We start from the raw sequence: 14,757 nt of genomic DNA, 5'->3' as shown, positions 1-14,757 counted from the left end.
TTATTTCAATTACGAATTAAAAATTACGAATTACGAAATAACTCTTTATTTTTAGATAAGAATGATTTGTAAAACGAGAAATAATTTAGTTTAAAAAATAATGCTCCTTAAAAAATATCCCACCAATCCGATTCATTTGATTGATTTTCTATTTCTTGATTTTGTTCTTCTGTTTGATTTTGATTTAACTCAATAGCTTGTTTATCATTCTTTTCCTCAGAAACGAATGCACGAGTAGGATTTTCTAAAACAGCATTTTCAACATAATTTTCTTCATTAGGAATAGAGTTTATTTGTTCCATAAATTTCTCTCCTTTTTTGGCATCAACCATTTTTATAAAAGAGGCAAAACCTAAAGCTGCTTGTTTTGGATCAGAATGAATACCCCATTTCTTATCTTTTGCATCCTTATCTATTTTCCAACCTGTTTTAGAAGTTTGATGCAAAAAAGCTCTAAATTTTCGGATTGTTTTTCTATCAATTCCTAATTTATTATCAGCATTTTCATTGACAATAATTCCTGTAACTTTTTGCTGACTTCCTTTTCGCATAATATGCGTTTTGTCTGGATGCAGTTCAAAACCTTCACTCATTACGACCTTTTTGATAAAATAAAGCAATGAACCGATAATCTTGTCTGTATTTTTTGTATCTTTTTTTAAATCCAAATCAGACGAAAAAGTCAAATCATCAGCATAACGAGTGTAAGTAAAACCCATTTTTTTGGCTAATCCTTCCAAACGTTTATCCATTTTGTAGGCAATGAGCGTAGTAATGGCAGGACTTGCAGGCGAACCTTGAGGAAGAAAACGGTTTGTTTTGCCTGTGTCTTTATCCACCTTTTGAGCATAATAAACTTCGCCATCTACATTTAATTTATCCGTTTCATTGTGTGTAGTGAGTAGCGCAAAAATTGTAGATAACTGCTCAGAATAGCCAAATTTTTGAAAAAGTCCTTTTACTCTTTTATAGGAAATAGAAGGGAAAAAGTCTTTCAAATCTAAACTAATTACTAGATTTTTATTTTGATGTGGCTCTGCATTTGTCAAAATCGAACGTTCTTTTACAAAACCATGAACATTTTGATTTGCTTCAACTTTATCTAAAATATGTTCTTTAATCCAATTTTGAGTAGCTTTTAGCTTTGGTTTTGGTGCAGAAATAAGACGTTTTCCACCCGATTTTTTAGGAACATAATAATTATGATATTGACTGACTTTCGAAACCGAGCGTTGAAAAGCCAAAAAACGAAGTTCTGAAATAGGTTTTTCTATTTTTTTAGAAAAATCTACCACGTTTTCAAAATAAGGAAGGTTTAGATTTTCTAGTTTTTCTTTATCAGAAATTGTATTATTTAAGCCTTTAGAAACTTCTCCACCCAAATAAATAATATTTGTTTTCTGAGTTTCAGCCCATTTTTCAGCCTTCAAACAAACTTTTTCTTCGTTTCTGGCTTTTGTTTCTTTTTGTTTTTCTTTGGAAGCTTTCATGCGTTCAAGACGCATTTGTTTTAGCATGGCTTCTCTGCTGTCGTATTGTCTTTGTTTTTGAGTGAGTTCTGCGAGTTCTTTTTGAAGACTTGCTTGTCTATTGATAAGTTCTTCGGCAAGAGTTGGTTTTTCGGAATTTCCCCAAAATCCTAAACGCTTCATTTCTGTTAAAATGTAGTCTTCTTTTGAGGTGGCACGAATTCGGTCGTAGAGTTGTTGGCGTGTAATTGACATAAAACAAATAGGTTAATTTGGCAATTCTTTTATTCAATTATTTTAAAATTGATAATTGATTGAATCAAAAATTATTCAGCAAAAAATGACATAGCAAAAAAACATTTTTACTAGATTAAATGCTAATCTAAATAAAAAAAATGGTAATTTACTAAGTTGTAAAAGCTAAAAAAGACTAATTAATTTCTATTTGTTTGTTTGTTATTATCTATCATTAGTGAGAATCTCAAACAATGACAGATGAGTTGCACATAGAAGTGCATAAAGATTTGAGTAGTTAAACTCTCTCTTTTTTATTTAAAAATAGTTTTGAAAACCTTCGTATTATCTGAGGACTATATCTATCAACTCCAGACTAATGGGTACTACCGTGAATTTAAGAGCATCGCTCTTACACCGTAAAATCATGGTAGTACCTATTAGTCATCATAAAGATAGTATGTAGTGATGTATGTTGTGTAAAAGTTCTTGAATGACGAAACATCATTCGTTCTAAGAATAAACTTAGAAAGCAAGGTATTTTTCAAGCCACTATGAGCTACTATTTTATTTTGTCTTAATATAAAAATACAATTTATAAAATCTTCGTATTATCTGAGGACTATATCTATCAACTCCAGACTAACACTACCTATACGCTATTTAAGTGCAGCGCACTCAAACCGTAAATGGCGTATAGGTAGTTGTTAGTCATCTTAAAGATAGTATGTAGTGATGTATGCTATGTAAAAGTTCTTGAATGACGAAACATCATTCGTTCTAAGAATAAACTTAGAAAGCAAGGTATTTATAACTACTGTATTTTTAATTTAAAAACAACCTTTTGTGTTTCTATGTTCCAAAGGTAAAAATAAATTTCTAACTTACAAAGCATTTGCTAAAAATTATTGTTTTTTTTGCACTAATCTACTAGATTAGAGAAAAAGGGACACATTAAAAAGTTGGGGATTTTGAGTAACTTTGATTAAAAAAAAGTAGATGGACTCTTCTCTTCTATCCTTGTTTTTACCTAGTGGATTATTATCTCATTTTGAAATTACTGATTTGAAAGAAATAGAGCATCTTCAAACAAAAAAGAACTGTTTTTATATTTATTTAGAAGAGAAAAATGCTCTTCCAGAAGGGTATGATTCATCAGCTTATGAGTCAAAAGGCTTCTATATGACTGTTTTTAATACAGCAGCAAACAGTCTTAGCTTATCATTTATAAACTATTTTAAATTTCTTCAACAATAGAAATACACAGGGCATGTTCATAAAAAATAATTGAGCTTGTGAATATGTTTAATCAAATAAGTTATAGCATTTTTTTAACTTTGACAGTCCTTTCAGAAGGCTGTCAATAGTTGGAAAAATAAGCTCGTCTGTACCTAAACTATTGTCAGAGTTATTTTGGATTACCAAAAACTACTGACAAAGTTTTTATGAACATGCCCTGTAGAAATACAAATGCTGAATCATTTAATGCTAAAATGAAACTATTTAGAGCAAATCAAAGCGAGGTAGTAGATGTCAAATTTTTCCTATTTAGAATGGAAAAACTATTTGCCTAATCCCCAACTTTTTAAACTAACCCTATTTTACCCTAAAAAGTATCTGTTGTATTTAAAAATCATCTGCGTTTAGTCTTCCTTCATCTTTGTAATCGTCATAGTTCTCATCATCTTCTTCTGGAGCTGGTGGAATATCCAAACTATCGATAAGCTGTTCTATTTCAGCAGCTTCTTCTTCTGTTTTGTCAATAAAAAACTCTAAGTTAGGAACTTGACGGAACTGATGTCTTACTCTTTTTCCAACTTCACTACGGATTAAACTACTTTTTTTCTCAATTTCTTCCATAACAGCATACTGCTTTACAGGAGGGAAAACACTGACATAAATTCTGCAAAGCCCCAAATCTGCAGCAGATTTCACAGCCGTAATTGTAACTAACGCATCTTTACCTATATTTTGAATTTGAAAAATTTCGCCAATATCTTTTTGTATAATTTTTGAAACTTGTTTTTGTCGTTGGGTTTCGTTGTGCATAATGCTATTTTTTTCGTTATATTTTTTTGTCAATAAGTCGTCGGTGGGGACACCGACAACGGCATTTTTTTTAAAAGTAACGGATTAAAGTATAGAAAAGTTCGTTTTAAAGTAGGCGACACTTTGTAAGTGTCGTAAAATTTCTGACAGTTGGAAACTGTCAGCTACTTGAAAACGGCTTTTGTAGCTCCGTAGCCAAATTTATCTTTATAAGCATCTTGATAATATTTCACATGTGGATGCTGACTAAGTCTTCTATGAATTTCTTGTCTTAGTTTTCCAACTCCTATTCCATGAATAAAAATAATTGATTCCATATTGGCAGCCAATGCTTTATCCAAATAAATTTCAAAATGTTCTAATTGCATCGTAATAATTGCCTCATTTGTCATTACGTCATAATGGTCAGGCGACAAAATTTCAATATGCAAATCAATTTCTGAGGGTGGAGCTTCTGTTTTGTAAGGAGAAACTTTTGAGCTATTTTCTATAATTCGTTCTCTAAGACTACTTACATCAATAACTTGTGGTTTTTCAACTGGCAAATCAGGCTGAATTTCTCGTCCTTCTACTCTAAAAAGATAGGATTCTGCTTCCAAAACTGGTGCAGTTCGTTTGATTCTGAAAAAAGAATTATTAAAACCCATTTGAAAAAACAGGGTTTGTTTAGGCTCAAAATTTCCTTCTTTGAAAAATATAGCTCTAATAATGAGAGGTTTCCAATTATTAAACTCTTCTCTACTTAGTCTATGAACTCTTGGCGCATCTTTTTTGTCTATTTGTTCTGAAAAAAGATGTTTTTCATGACCATTTTCTAGCTGTTCACCTACCGTAACAAGCATAGAATAAGCCATATTATTTACCAAATAAACATTCAATAATTTATCATTAAAATCAGTAAAGGCAAGATAAATTCCTTCTCCGACAGTAGATTTTTTTACTTTTTTGGTGGGTTTGAAAAGTGGCTTTTTCTCTTCTTCTACGACTGAAACAGGCGATTTTTTTCCAAAATATTTTTCTTCTTGTTTATGGATTAAGACTACTTCGGCAGCCATAACAGGCAGACGAAAACCCTCTTCAATTTCTACTTCTACTTGTCCGTGTTGTAAGATTTTTGTGATAACGCCTTCTTCTGTTCCCGAAAGCATACGCACTTTATCGCCTATTTTCATTTTTGATTGATTCTATTTTGAATTATCGTATTATTTTTTCTGTAAAAATACAGCTTTTGAGTTTGGTAAGCAAGAAGAGAAATTTTTGAAGTATTTAGCTAGTTAATTCAAAACTACTCTTGTTGCAAATAATTAAATTTATTGTCTTTCCAAAAAGTAAAATTTCCTCCACAAGCCTCTGCTGCATGAAGCAAAAAACAGTCGTAAGTCAAGAATACTTTATCTTTTTCTGGAACTTTGTCAAAATCTATCCAATCTTCATCATAATTAGACCAAAGAGGAGTTCCAGCATTTATTTTTACAAAAACTCCGACCCATTCATAACCATCTTCTTCACTCAAAAAAGTAAGTTTTGGTTCTTTTGAACTTGTATTATAGTTGAGAATAACTATATTTTTATCGTAATATCCTTCCTTATTTTGCTCTTTTCTTTTTAGTAGAATGGCTGTATCAGTAATTTTATCACCCAAAAAATCGCCTTTTAAGCAAAATATATCATTTTCTGTATCTAATTGATAATCTTTGAGTTGAGTAAATTTTGAAAACTCGTCTTGTATTTTAGCTACAAAAGTTTGTTCATCATCTAAGAAAATATTGAACACAAACCCTTCTTTTTGTTCTCCTGTTGCATAACATGAAAATGTGTGAGTAGAAATTTTTACCCAATATCCTATTCTTTGTTTTCCTTCAATAAGAAGTGTATCAGCGTACTGCTCTGTTTCGTCTGATAAATGAATACGTGTTCCAAACTCAAACTTTCCTAATACTTTTGAGGAGATACTGGGATTTTCTCTAATAATCAATCCATTTTCAGCAGTAACAAAACAAGTAGAGTTTGCTACTAGAGCAGAACTATATAAAAAAGAAAAAAATAGAAAGATGTAAAATAATAGATTCGATTTCATAGTAAATTGATTTTTCTCGTCATTTTAATCATTTTTCTCTAGGCTTTAGTTCATCAAGTTGGTGTTTTTTTTCATTCCATATAAAGATAGCTGGCTCAAAATGAGAATAAAAACCAGACGAATCTGTAGGATTAACAATTAACATTCTACTATCTTTTCTAAAATCATAGCCAATAGAACTGTGTGGCAAATCATATACTTTTCCATCAATAACATCTACTATAGCTCCATGAGAACAGGGTGAACCACATCCCCAAGTAATTAGTGAATAATGCCCTGCAAAATTAATACCTTCACTTTTATAACCTTGGGTTAGCATTGTTTTATATTGCCTAGCAATCAGATTACTTTTATAATTGATTGCTGTTTGATTTGCTTTGTAATTTTTTGAAATTTCAAAATCTTCAAACCAAATATAAGGATTGAATTTTAATTTATAAAAGTAGATTTTCTCCTTTTCAATCGTGGTATCTCCTACAATTTCTAAATCATCACTTTTATAAATTACTCCACTAACTTCCCATTTACTTTTTTTTGGTTTCGTATTTTCTTTACTGACTATAACACTATCTTTAGAATCATTTTCTATGACAGAAGAATTATTTTTAGTTTGACAAGACACAATAAAGAACACCAATAAAAATAGAGCAATACGTATCATATTTTTTTTAATTTAAAACCTACTTCAATTCCTCTCTCAAAAACTTAGCAGTATAGCTTTTCTTGTTTTTGGCTACTTTTTCAGGAGTTCCTTCTACCAAAATTTGTCCACCTGCTGCACCTCCTTCCATACCTAAATCAATAATCCAATCAGCTACCTTGATTACATCCAAATTATGTTCGATGACCAAAACAGTATTTCCTTTTCCTACCAATTTATCCAAAACATCTAGTAAAAACTGAACGTCTTTAAAGTGCAAACCCGTTGTAGGTTCATCAAGAATATAAAATGTTTTTCCTGTGTCTTTTTTGGAAAGTTCACTTGAAAGTTTTACTCGCTGTGCTTCTCCACCTGAAAGTGTTGTGGCATGTTGTCCTAGAGTGATATAACCCAAACCAACATCATTGAGCGTTTTGATTCTACGCAAAATATTAGGCTGATTTGCAAAAAACTCTGAGGCTTCTTCTACACTCATCGCCAAAACATCAGCAATAGATTTTCCTTTAAAACGAATTTCTAAAGTTTCTCGGTTGTAACGTTTTCCTTTACACATCGGACATTCTACATGAACATCTGGCAAAAAGTCCATTTCTATAAGTTTACGTCCTGCTCCTTCGCACTCTTCACAACGTCCACCTTTTACATTAAACGAAAAACGTCCAGGTTTGTAACCTCTAACTTTTGCTTCTGGAAGCTGTGTAAATAAAGCACGAATATCTGTAAAAACACCTGTATAAGTTGCAGGATTTGAGCGAGGAGTACGACCAATAGGTGACTGGTCGACTTCAATAACCTTGTCAATATTTTTTAAACCTTCAATTTCTTTATACTCTAAAGGCGTTTTGACTCCTCTATAAATGTGTTTGTTCAGAATTGGATAAAGCGTGTCATGAATTAATGTAGATTTTCCAGAACCCGAAACGCCTGTAATACAAATCAGTTTGCCCAATGGAAAATGTGCCGTTACATTTCTCAAATTATTTCCTGTTGCACCTTTCAAAACGAGTTCTTTATTGTTTCCTTTTCTTCTTTCTGTCGGAACTTCTATGCGTTTTTGATTATTGAGATATTGTGCTGTCGTGCTATTTCCCTTCAAAAATTCGGTTGGCGTTCCTGCTTCTACCACTCGTCCTCCGTGTCTTCCTGCTCCAGGTCCTATGTCTATCAAATAATCGGCTGCCAACATCATATCTTTATCATGTTCAACAACAATTACTGTATTTCCTAAATCTCTCAAATCTTGTAATGCCTTTATCAGCTTCACATTATCTCTTGAATGAAGTCCAATACTTGGCTCATCCAAAATATACAAAACTCCGACAAGCTGTGTTCCGATTTGAGTCGCCAAACGAATACGCTGTGCTTCTCCACCTGAAAGCGTTCTTACAGGTCGGTCAAGGGTTAGATAATCCAAACCAACATCCAACAAAAATCCGATTCGTTTTCTAATTTCTTTCAATATTTCGGCTGCAATAATATTCTGACGGTCTTCAAGACGGCTTTCTATATCTTCAAAAAATTCTCCTAACTGATTAATATCTTTTTGAGCTAATTCTGAAATATTTTTATCTGCAATTTTGAAATATAATGATTCTTTTTTGAGCCTTGCTCCATCACACTCTGGACAAACTGTAATAGTCAAATAATCTTGTAGATTAGATTGTTGTTTGTCGCTTCCTCCTTCAAGTTTGTATTTTTCTAAATAATCGATAACTCCTTCAAATTCACTATTCCAAGTACGGTCAGAAGATTTGGCTTTTACTTTTACAATTTCTTTTGAGCCATAAAGAATTTTTTGTTGAACCTTTTTATCAATTTCGTTCCAAACTGTTGTAATATTTACTTTTTGACTTTTCATAAAGGCAGCCAATTTTTTGAAAAAATACGTATCACGATATTCTCCCAAAGGCGCAATCGCTCCTCTACTAATACTTAAATCTTCATCTGGAATAATAGATTCTTCAGTGAGCTGTTCGATTTTGCCCAAACCGTTACAAGTTTGGCACATTCCATAAGGCGAATTAAAGGAAAAAATATTTGGTGCTGGTTCGTCATACGCAATTCCAGTAGTTGGACACATCAAAAAACGAGAGAAAAAACGAGCTTCCGTACTCTCATGTTCTTGCACCATCACAATTCCATTACCTACCTTCATAGCTGTTTTCAAAGATGCCATGATTCGCTTTTCATCATCTTTCGAAACAATAATTCTATCCACAACCACTTCAATATCGTGTGTTTTGTAACGGTCAGTTTGCATTTTCGGAACGAGTTCCATTATTTCTCCATCAATTCTAACTTTTGTATAACCACTTTTACGAAGTTGCACAAAAAGCTCTCTATAATGTCCTTTACGTCCTTTCACGACTGGCGCAAGAAGTACCAATTTTTTATCTTTATAATCTTCAAAAATTATCTCTGAAATCTGCTCTTCTGTTTGACGAATCATTCTTTCGCCTGTGTTGTACGAATAGGCAATACCTGCACGAGCATACAACAGACGCATAAAATCATAAATTTCTGTCGTCGTTCCAACTGTTGAGCGTGGGTTTTTGGAAGTTGTTTTTTGTTCGATACTAATAACTGGGCTCAAGCCATTTATTTTATCCACATCAGGGCGTTCCAAATTTCCCAAAAAAGAACGTGCATACGCCGAAAAACTCTCCATATAACGACGCTGACCTTCTGCATAAATGGTATCAAAAGCAAGCGACGATTTTCCACTTCCACTAATCCCAGTAATGACAATGAGCTGCTGACGAGGAAAAGAAATATCAATATCTTTCAAATTATGCTCTCTCGCTCCAAAAATTTCTATAAAATCGGTTGTGTTGGGATGATTTCCATTCGAATGAATAGAATCTACAACTGTTTTAGTTTGTTCTGTTTTGCTTTTCGTTTGCTTTGTCGTCTTACTTTTGGTCTTTTTAGGAGTAGCTGATGCCATAATTATATTCTAGGGAAGTAAATTTCTATATTATTTTTTACGCTAAACAAAGGTAACAAATTTATAGCCTTTTGGTTAGAATTTTAGCAAGATTTGGGAGTAAATGTAGACACTCTTTTTTTGTTCTAATTTAATACATTCTTCTACTTGGTCAAATTTTGTTTAACTTTTTATCAAATTATGCCTTATTATAGCCTGCGTAAGTCAACAATCTAGTGTATTGAAATAAGATACCTTATAGTATAAATTTTTTATAACTTAAAATTCTTTATACGAATGAGGACCCAAAATAGAAATTTCACAACCTACATTTTATCAAAATCTAAGATTTCACTAAATGAGATAAACTTATTAATAAACTGGTATTCAGAAAATGAAAAACATATTGAGACGCTAGAAAAAAAAGAAGAAGATTTAGAAGAAAAGAACTATGACTTATTCGAACAAATTGTCCTAGACTTACATGTTTGCCGTTCCGATTTCAAATATACTTTTAGTAGCTTCCTCAGTAAGATGAAGAATAAAAGTCTAGAATACGTAACTAATATTCTATCAAAAAGTATAATTTCATTAGAAGATAAAAACCTATTATTAATAGATTATTTTTCACAACAGGAAGAATATAAAAAGAATTTGTTGGATAGAATTAAAGGTTTAGAAGAGGAAAGAAAAATTCTACACGAATACGAAGATAATGCTTATAATTCGCATACTCATCCTGCTGAAAGAAACTGATACATTTTAATAAAAAGAGATTATTCAAAAAAGAATAGTCTCTTTTACTAAAAAAGCAATTACTAAACCCCATAAATGTCTTTCACAGGCAACTCACAACCCAAAACCTCCAAAATATCTTCTAGTTCTAAAACATCTTCAATAAAACGCTTTTCATTTTCCAAATTACGAACATGAACAGTTGGTTTGTTATCTTCCAAGTTACTTTCAATCATGATGTATTTTTTGAGAGTTTTTATTCTACGATAACACTCAAATTTATCTCCTTTATCATAATTTTTAGTAGCATTTGAAAGAACTTCTATAATAATTGTCGGTTCTACAAGTGCATAAGTTCCATGTTTTAGTTTTTCGGTTTTTACCTCTCCACAATAAATATGAATATCTGGATATAAAAATGCTTTATCGCATTCTGGAGAGTGCATTCTCATACTTCCTGTAACAAGTGTACAGCCTTTTTTCTCTAAGCACTCACTTAATTTTCTTACTAAGCGCATGACAATCATTTCGTGTTCAATGGTTGTTCCTGCCATTGCTTTTATAATTCCATTGAGATACTCCAAACGGTCATCTGAAATATCTTGATAACGATGATATTCTTCTACAGTTATTTTTCCTTGTGGAATAGACATAATTTTATTTTTAGTTGTTTATCAAATATACTAAATTTAGAGCGTTTTAGTTTGTGTTGATAAAATAAAAATTATGAAATCACTTGAAGAAGATTTTACTGGAAATGACAAAGATATAGTTGCTAGTTTTGAACGAAAGAAAACGATAATTCTTAGAAAACTAGAATCAGTAGAAGATAAGAAAGTACTTATAAACTCTCTGCTAAAACTTGCTAAACCCTTATCAAATCAATCAAAGTGGTATATAATTGCTACTGATATTTTTACGATATATGAGAAAAAAATACTGAATCAGAAAGATGTTTCTTCTTCGCAATTTCATCCGATGGCAAAACAAAATGTATCTCAAAATGAAATCTCCAATTATAAATCTAGTTTTTCAGCAGAAGAACAGCAGCTCATAAACATCTTTTTTAGAGCTTGTATGGAAGCTAAAAGAGAGAAAGTAGCCAAGGAATTAGTACAACTATCAGAAGAAAATGGTTTTTTGATAGAAGATGAGAAGGATTATAAGACTAAATTTATAAAAAAGAAGAAAAAAATGACTAAGCAAGATATTAAGTATTATATATTTGCCTTAGTTATCGCTATTTCTGTCATTTTCGTATTGTATTTATTAGATTTGAATGAAGAGGTAAGAGACAAATGGATAAATTATTCATTACTGGGATTGGCTTTTATAGAGTTAGGATTGGCTTTTTATTTAAGATACAAAGCACAATTTTTTGACTAAATCATTATTACTTTTACGTATTTAAAAAATAAAATTATGATTGTAAAATTAGCTGAAGGAACTTTAAAAACAAAGTTTGGCGAGTTTAAAGAAGTTCTCTATTATGATGGACAAAAAGAATCTATTGCTTTTATGATGGGAGAAGTTGAAAATGAAGAAAATGTACTTTGTAGAGTGCATTCTTCTTGTATTTTTGGTCATTACTTTAATAGTATTGAATGTGATTGTCAAGAGCAAATGGATATTTCTCAAGAGCTTATCCAAAAAGCAGGAAAAGGAATTATTATTTTATTAGAACAAGAAGGGAAAGGAAACGGACATTTTGCACTTTTGAATAGTGTAAAGTACAAAAGAGAAGGAGTAAAACAAGCTGATGCGTATCAAGCTGTTGGTTTCGAAGCCGATGCAAGAAATTTTAGTAGTGCAGCCAAAATTTTGAAAGATTTAAACGTAAAATCTATCAAAATGCTTACAGGAAATCCAAATAAAATCAAAACACTTACTCAATTTGGAATAGAAGTGAGTGGAATACAAGATACAGTTTTATAAAAAAATACTAGAAAAAGGTTATCATAAGAATGGAAACTTATTTGCAAAAGTCCTATTTTTATAAAAAAAAGAAAGTTTTAGAATTGACTTTATTATATTGCAAAACAAAAAGCACTTCACAAAGAACTACTAGAAAAATCAGTTATGGAAAACGAAAAATACACAGAAAATCCAAATTTAGAAGCAGCAAATGCAATAAAAGATTTGATTGGTAAAAAAGATTTTATTGAAGCTACAAAACTCAATAAATACCACATCGAATTATTTGCAGGGCTACTAATGCGTGCCTTGAAATTGCAACAAGCAAATGACCTTTATAAAGCGATTGCCAACAATGAAGGACTTGATTTTCTGAAATCTTTTTTTGAGTTTTTGAATATCAAAACGATTGTCAATGAACAAGAATTAGAGCGTTTTCCAAAAGAAGGTGCATTCATTACAGTTTCTAACCATCCTTTTGGAGTAATTGATGGACTTTTACTGATGCGTTATTTGGTAGAACAAAATGAAGATTTTAAAGTAATGGGGAATTTCCTATTGATGAAAATTGAACGATTAGCTCCTTATGTTATTCCTGTAAATCCACTAGAAAATCATCAAGATGCATATTCTAGTATGGCTGGAATGAAGACTGCTCTCACTCAACTTCGTGAAGGAAAACCGTTAGGTATTTTTCCTGCTGGTGAAGTGTCAAGTTATCAACCCGAACTAAAAACAATTTCTGACCGTCAGTGGCAAACTCCTGCAATCAAGCTCATCAAAAAAGCAAAAGTTCCTATTGTCCCTATTTATTTTCAAGGTAGCAATAGTCGTATTTTTCATTTGATAGGCAAATTGCATCCACTTCTCCGAACAGCTTCTATTCCTCGTGAAATGTTCAATAAAAAAGGCGAAGAGGTAAGAATAAGAATTGGACATCCTATTTCTGTAAAAAGTCAAGAAGATTTTGAAGATATAGAACGTTTTGGTCGTTTTTTGAGAGCCAAAACGTATGCATTAGGTTCGACAATGGAAGTCAAGAAATTCTATTATCCTTCCTTTACTTTTCCTTCCAAACCTCAAGAAATTGTCAAAGAAAACTCAAAAGACAAAATAATAAAAGAAGTCGAAAAGCTCAAAGAAGCTGACAAATTACTTTTTGTTCAGCAAAATTATGAAGGTTATGTAGCCAATTCAAACCAAATTCCTACTATTTTGAGCGAAATAGGAAGACTTCGTGAAATTACCTTTAGAGAAGTTGGAGAAGGAACAAATAAAAAAACAGATTTAGATGAATTTGATTTGTATTATCATCATTTGTTTATTTGGGACAAAGACGAGCAAAAAATTGTAGGTGCATATCGTGTAGGTAGAGGCGACAAAATTATGTGTCGTTTTGGTAAAAAAGGTTTTTATATAGAAAGTCTTTTTAAGATGGATGATGAATTTACACCTTATTTAGAAAAATCGTTAGAACTTGGACGTTCATTTATTACAAAAGAATACCAACAAAAACGACTTCCTTTATTTTTACTTTGGAAAGGAATTTTGTTTTTCTTGCTCCAAAACCCTCAATATCGTTATTTGGTAGGACCTGTAAGTATCAGTAGCAATTACACAGAGGCATCAAGAACTTTGATTGTACAGTTCATTCAACGTTATTTTTATCACGAAGAATTATCAAAACTCATTACTCCAAGAAAAGAATTCAAGCCAAAAATAGATTTATTAGATACTGATGCTCTTTTTGAAGGCGCACATGATTTGGCACAATTAGATAAACTCTTATGGGATTTAGAACCCAATCGTCATTCTGTACCTGTTTTGCTCAAAAAATATATTCAGTTGAATGCAAAAATTATCTCTTTCAATCTTGACCCCAAATTTAATAATGCACTTGATGGACTGATGGTTTTGGACATTAAAGAAGTTCCAGAAGAAACCATTAAGAATTTGAATAAAGAAATGGAATTGCCTTCTTAGAAAACAAAAAAAGGTTCAAGTGTCGACACTTGAACCTGTCAAGTTTCATAAGGTTTTTTATGAAGTTTGATTCTATTTTTGTCTAAACCAATAAATTTGAAATTGAATTAACTGCTAACTGCTTACTATTCACTGGTAACTGTTCAACAGGCAATTTATCCAAACAAACTTCCAAAAGCTGCTCATTTGTTTTTTGTAAAACAGGATGCACAAAATTAGGAGCAATTTCAACCAAAGGAACAAGCGTAAAACGACGCTCATGCAAAAATGGATGAGGAACTTTCAGATTGTTAGTTCTATTTTCTGTATTTTCTTCTTCCTCCAAAATCTCATTTTCATAATAAAGAATATCTACATCAATCGTTCGGGCATACCATTTTTGATAGCGTTTTCTACCTAATTTTTTTTCTATGTCTTCTATTTGAATGAGTATTTCTTGTGCAGATAAAAAACTAGAAACCTCTATTACTTGATTCAGAAAGCTAGGCTGATTTTCTACACCCCAAGCTGCTGTTTGATATAGGCTAGATTCTTTTTCTATACTTCCAATCTGTAAAGAAATAGACTTTTTTGCTTCTAAAATAGTATTTTCTCTATCTCCTAGATTTCCTCCTAATAATAAAAAAACAGTTTTTGTTGTCATTCTTGATTCTTTCAAAATAAATATAAAATAGAAACGAGGATAACTGTTTTTAGTGGTCATCCTCGT

Annotated in this window: 13 protein-coding genes; 5 read left to right on the top strand and 8 right to left on the bottom strand. The window is 31.6% G+C overall.

Annotated features, from left to right (window positions below):
• Nucleotides 1-107: 107 nt before the first annotated feature.
• Entirely contained in the window at nucleotides 108-1,724 is a 1,617-nt protein-coding gene (locus ACE193_RS23880; RefSeq protein ID WP_375560696.1) for a reverse transcriptase family protein, read from the bottom strand.
• 978 nt (nucleotides 1,725-2,702) lie between these two features.
• Between ACE193_RS23880 and ACE193_RS23875 the strand changes: the two genes are divergently transcribed.
• Nucleotides 2,703-2,960 carry a hypothetical protein gene (locus ACE193_RS23875; RefSeq protein ID WP_375560695.1) on the top strand — a complete coding sequence of 86 codons (258 nt, stop codon included), beginning with the start codon at nucleotides 2,703-2,705 and terminating at the stop codon, nucleotides 2,958-2,960.
• A gap of 369 nt (nucleotides 2,961-3,329) precedes the next feature.
• Here ACE193_RS23875 and rbfA read toward each other — a convergent pair whose 3' ends face one another.
• From rbfA to uvrA, 5 genes are all read right to left on the bottom strand, one after another.
• A complete protein-coding gene (rbfA, locus tag ACE193_RS23870; RefSeq protein ID WP_375560694.1) occupies nucleotides 3,330-3,752 on the bottom strand; it encodes a 30S ribosome-binding factor RbfA in 423 nt (140 codons plus the stop codon).
• 164 nt (nucleotides 3,753-3,916) lie between these two features.
• Complete coding sequence (locus ACE193_RS23865; protein WP_375560693.1) at nucleotides 3,917-4,924, bottom strand: Smr/MutS family protein; 1,008 nt, start codon at nucleotides 4,922-4,924, stop codon at nucleotides 3,917-3,919.
• A 113-nt stretch (nucleotides 4,925-5,037) separates the two neighbouring features.
• Nucleotides 5,038-5,829 carry an SH3 domain-containing protein gene (locus tag ACE193_RS23860; RefSeq protein WP_375560692.1) on the bottom strand — a complete coding sequence of 264 codons (792 nt, stop codon included), beginning with the start codon at nucleotides 5,827-5,829 and terminating at the stop codon, nucleotides 5,038-5,040.
• 28 nt (nucleotides 5,830-5,857) lie between these two features.
• Nucleotides 5,858-6,490 carry a hypothetical protein gene (locus ACE193_RS23855; RefSeq protein WP_375560691.1) on the bottom strand — a complete coding sequence of 211 codons (633 nt, stop codon included), beginning with the start codon at nucleotides 6,488-6,490 and terminating at the stop codon, nucleotides 5,858-5,860.
• A gap of 19 nt (nucleotides 6,491-6,509) precedes the next feature.
• Nucleotides 6,510-9,437, bottom strand: a complete 2,928-nt coding sequence (gene uvrA, locus ACE193_RS23850; RefSeq protein WP_375560690.1) for an excinuclease ABC subunit UvrA — start codon at nucleotides 9,435-9,437, stop codon at nucleotides 6,510-6,512.
• Between the two features lie 276 nt (nucleotides 9,438-9,713).
• Here uvrA and ACE193_RS23845 point away from each other — a divergent pair, with 276 nt between their 5' ends.
• Nucleotides 9,714-10,172, top strand: coding sequence for a hypothetical protein (locus tag ACE193_RS23845; RefSeq protein WP_375560689.1), 459 nt, complete (start codon nucleotides 9,714-9,716; stop codon nucleotides 10,170-10,172).
• 62 nt (nucleotides 10,173-10,234) lie between these two features.
• Here the strand turns inward: ACE193_RS23845 and ACE193_RS23840 are convergent, their stop codons facing one another.
• Nucleotides 10,235-10,804, bottom strand: a complete 570-nt coding sequence (locus ACE193_RS23840; RefSeq protein WP_375560688.1) for a Uma2 family endonuclease — start codon at nucleotides 10,802-10,804, stop codon at nucleotides 10,235-10,237.
• Between the two features lie 73 nt (nucleotides 10,805-10,877).
• Between ACE193_RS23840 and ACE193_RS23835 the strand changes: the two genes are divergently transcribed.
• From ACE193_RS23835 to ACE193_RS23825, 3 genes are all read left to right on the top strand, one after another.
• Nucleotides 10,878-11,537 (top strand): hypothetical protein, encoded by a 660-nt coding sequence (locus tag ACE193_RS23835; RefSeq protein ID WP_375560687.1) that lies wholly within the window; start codon nucleotides 10,878-10,880, stop codon nucleotides 11,535-11,537.
• A 36-nt stretch (nucleotides 11,538-11,573) separates the two neighbouring features.
• Nucleotides 11,574-12,086 carry a GTP cyclohydrolase gene (locus tag ACE193_RS23830; protein ID WP_375560686.1) on the top strand — a complete coding sequence of 171 codons (513 nt, stop codon included), beginning with the start codon at nucleotides 11,574-11,576 and terminating at the stop codon, nucleotides 12,084-12,086.
• A gap of 144 nt (nucleotides 12,087-12,230) precedes the next feature.
• Nucleotides 12,231-14,048, top strand: a complete 1,818-nt coding sequence (locus ACE193_RS23825; protein WP_375560685.1) for a GNAT family N-acyltransferase — start codon at nucleotides 12,231-12,233, stop codon at nucleotides 14,046-14,048.
• Nucleotides 14,049-14,130: 82 nt separating this feature from the next.
• On the opposite strand, the gene folK is transcribed toward ACE193_RS23825, so the two are convergent.
• Nucleotides 14,131-14,751: a 2-amino-4-hydroxy-6-hydroxymethyldihydropteridine diphosphokinase gene (gene folK / locus ACE193_RS23820; RefSeq protein WP_375560684.1), complete on the bottom strand. Its 621-nt coding sequence runs from the start codon at nucleotides 14,749-14,751 to the stop codon at nucleotides 14,131-14,133.
• Nucleotides 14,752-14,757: the final 6 nt, after the last annotated feature.

It is taken from the genome of Bernardetia aquimarina (assembly GCF_042180575.1).
Taxonomy (GTDB): Bacteria; Bacteroidota; Bacteroidia; order Cytophagales; family Bernardetiaceae; genus Bernardetia.
This window is presented reverse-complemented; position numbering and strand designations above follow the sequence as displayed.

What these genes read in the sequence shown, in the direction of transcription:
- ACE193_RS23880 (WP_375560696.1), bottom strand. Translation starts at nt 1,724, where the DNA reads ATGTCAATTACACGCCAACAACTCTACGACCGAATTCGTGCCACCTCA.
- ACE193_RS23875 (WP_375560695.1), top strand. Translation starts at nt 2,703, where the DNA reads ATGGACTCTTCTCTTCTATCCTTGTTTTTACCTAGTGGATTATTATCT.
- rbfA (WP_375560694.1), bottom strand. Translation starts at nt 3,752, where the DNA reads ATGCACAACGAAACCCAACGACAAAAACAAGTTTCAAAAATTATACAA.
- ACE193_RS23865 (WP_375560693.1), bottom strand. Translation starts at nt 4,924, where the DNA reads ATGAAAATAGGCGATAAAGTGCGTATGCTTTCGGGAACAGAAGAAGGC.
- ACE193_RS23860 (WP_375560692.1), bottom strand. Translation starts at nt 5,829, where the DNA reads ATGAAATCGAATCTATTATTTTACATCTTTCTATTTTTTTCTTTTTTA.
- ACE193_RS23855 (WP_375560691.1), bottom strand. Translation starts at nt 6,490, where the DNA reads ATGATACGTATTGCTCTATTTTTATTGGTGTTCTTTATTGTGTCTTGT.
- uvrA (WP_375560690.1), bottom strand. Translation starts at nt 9,437, where the DNA reads ATGGCATCAGCTACTCCTAAAAAGACCAAAAGTAAGACGACAAAGCAA.
- ACE193_RS23845 (WP_375560689.1), top strand. Translation starts at nt 9,714, where the DNA reads ATGAGGACCCAAAATAGAAATTTCACAACCTACATTTTATCAAAATCT.
- ACE193_RS23840 (WP_375560688.1), bottom strand. Translation starts at nt 10,804, where the DNA reads ATGTCTATTCCACAAGGAAAAATAACTGTAGAAGAATATCATCGTTAT.
- ACE193_RS23835 (WP_375560687.1), top strand. Translation starts at nt 10,878, where the DNA reads ATGAAATCACTTGAAGAAGATTTTACTGGAAATGACAAAGATATAGTT.
- ACE193_RS23830 (WP_375560686.1), top strand. Translation starts at nt 11,574, where the DNA reads ATGATTGTAAAATTAGCTGAAGGAACTTTAAAAACAAAGTTTGGCGAG.
- ACE193_RS23825 (WP_375560685.1), top strand. Translation starts at nt 12,231, where the DNA reads ATGGAAAACGAAAAATACACAGAAAATCCAAATTTAGAAGCAGCAAAT.
- folK (WP_375560684.1), bottom strand. Translation starts at nt 14,751, where the DNA reads ATGACCACTAAAAACAGTTATCCTCGTTTCTATTTTATATTTATTTTG.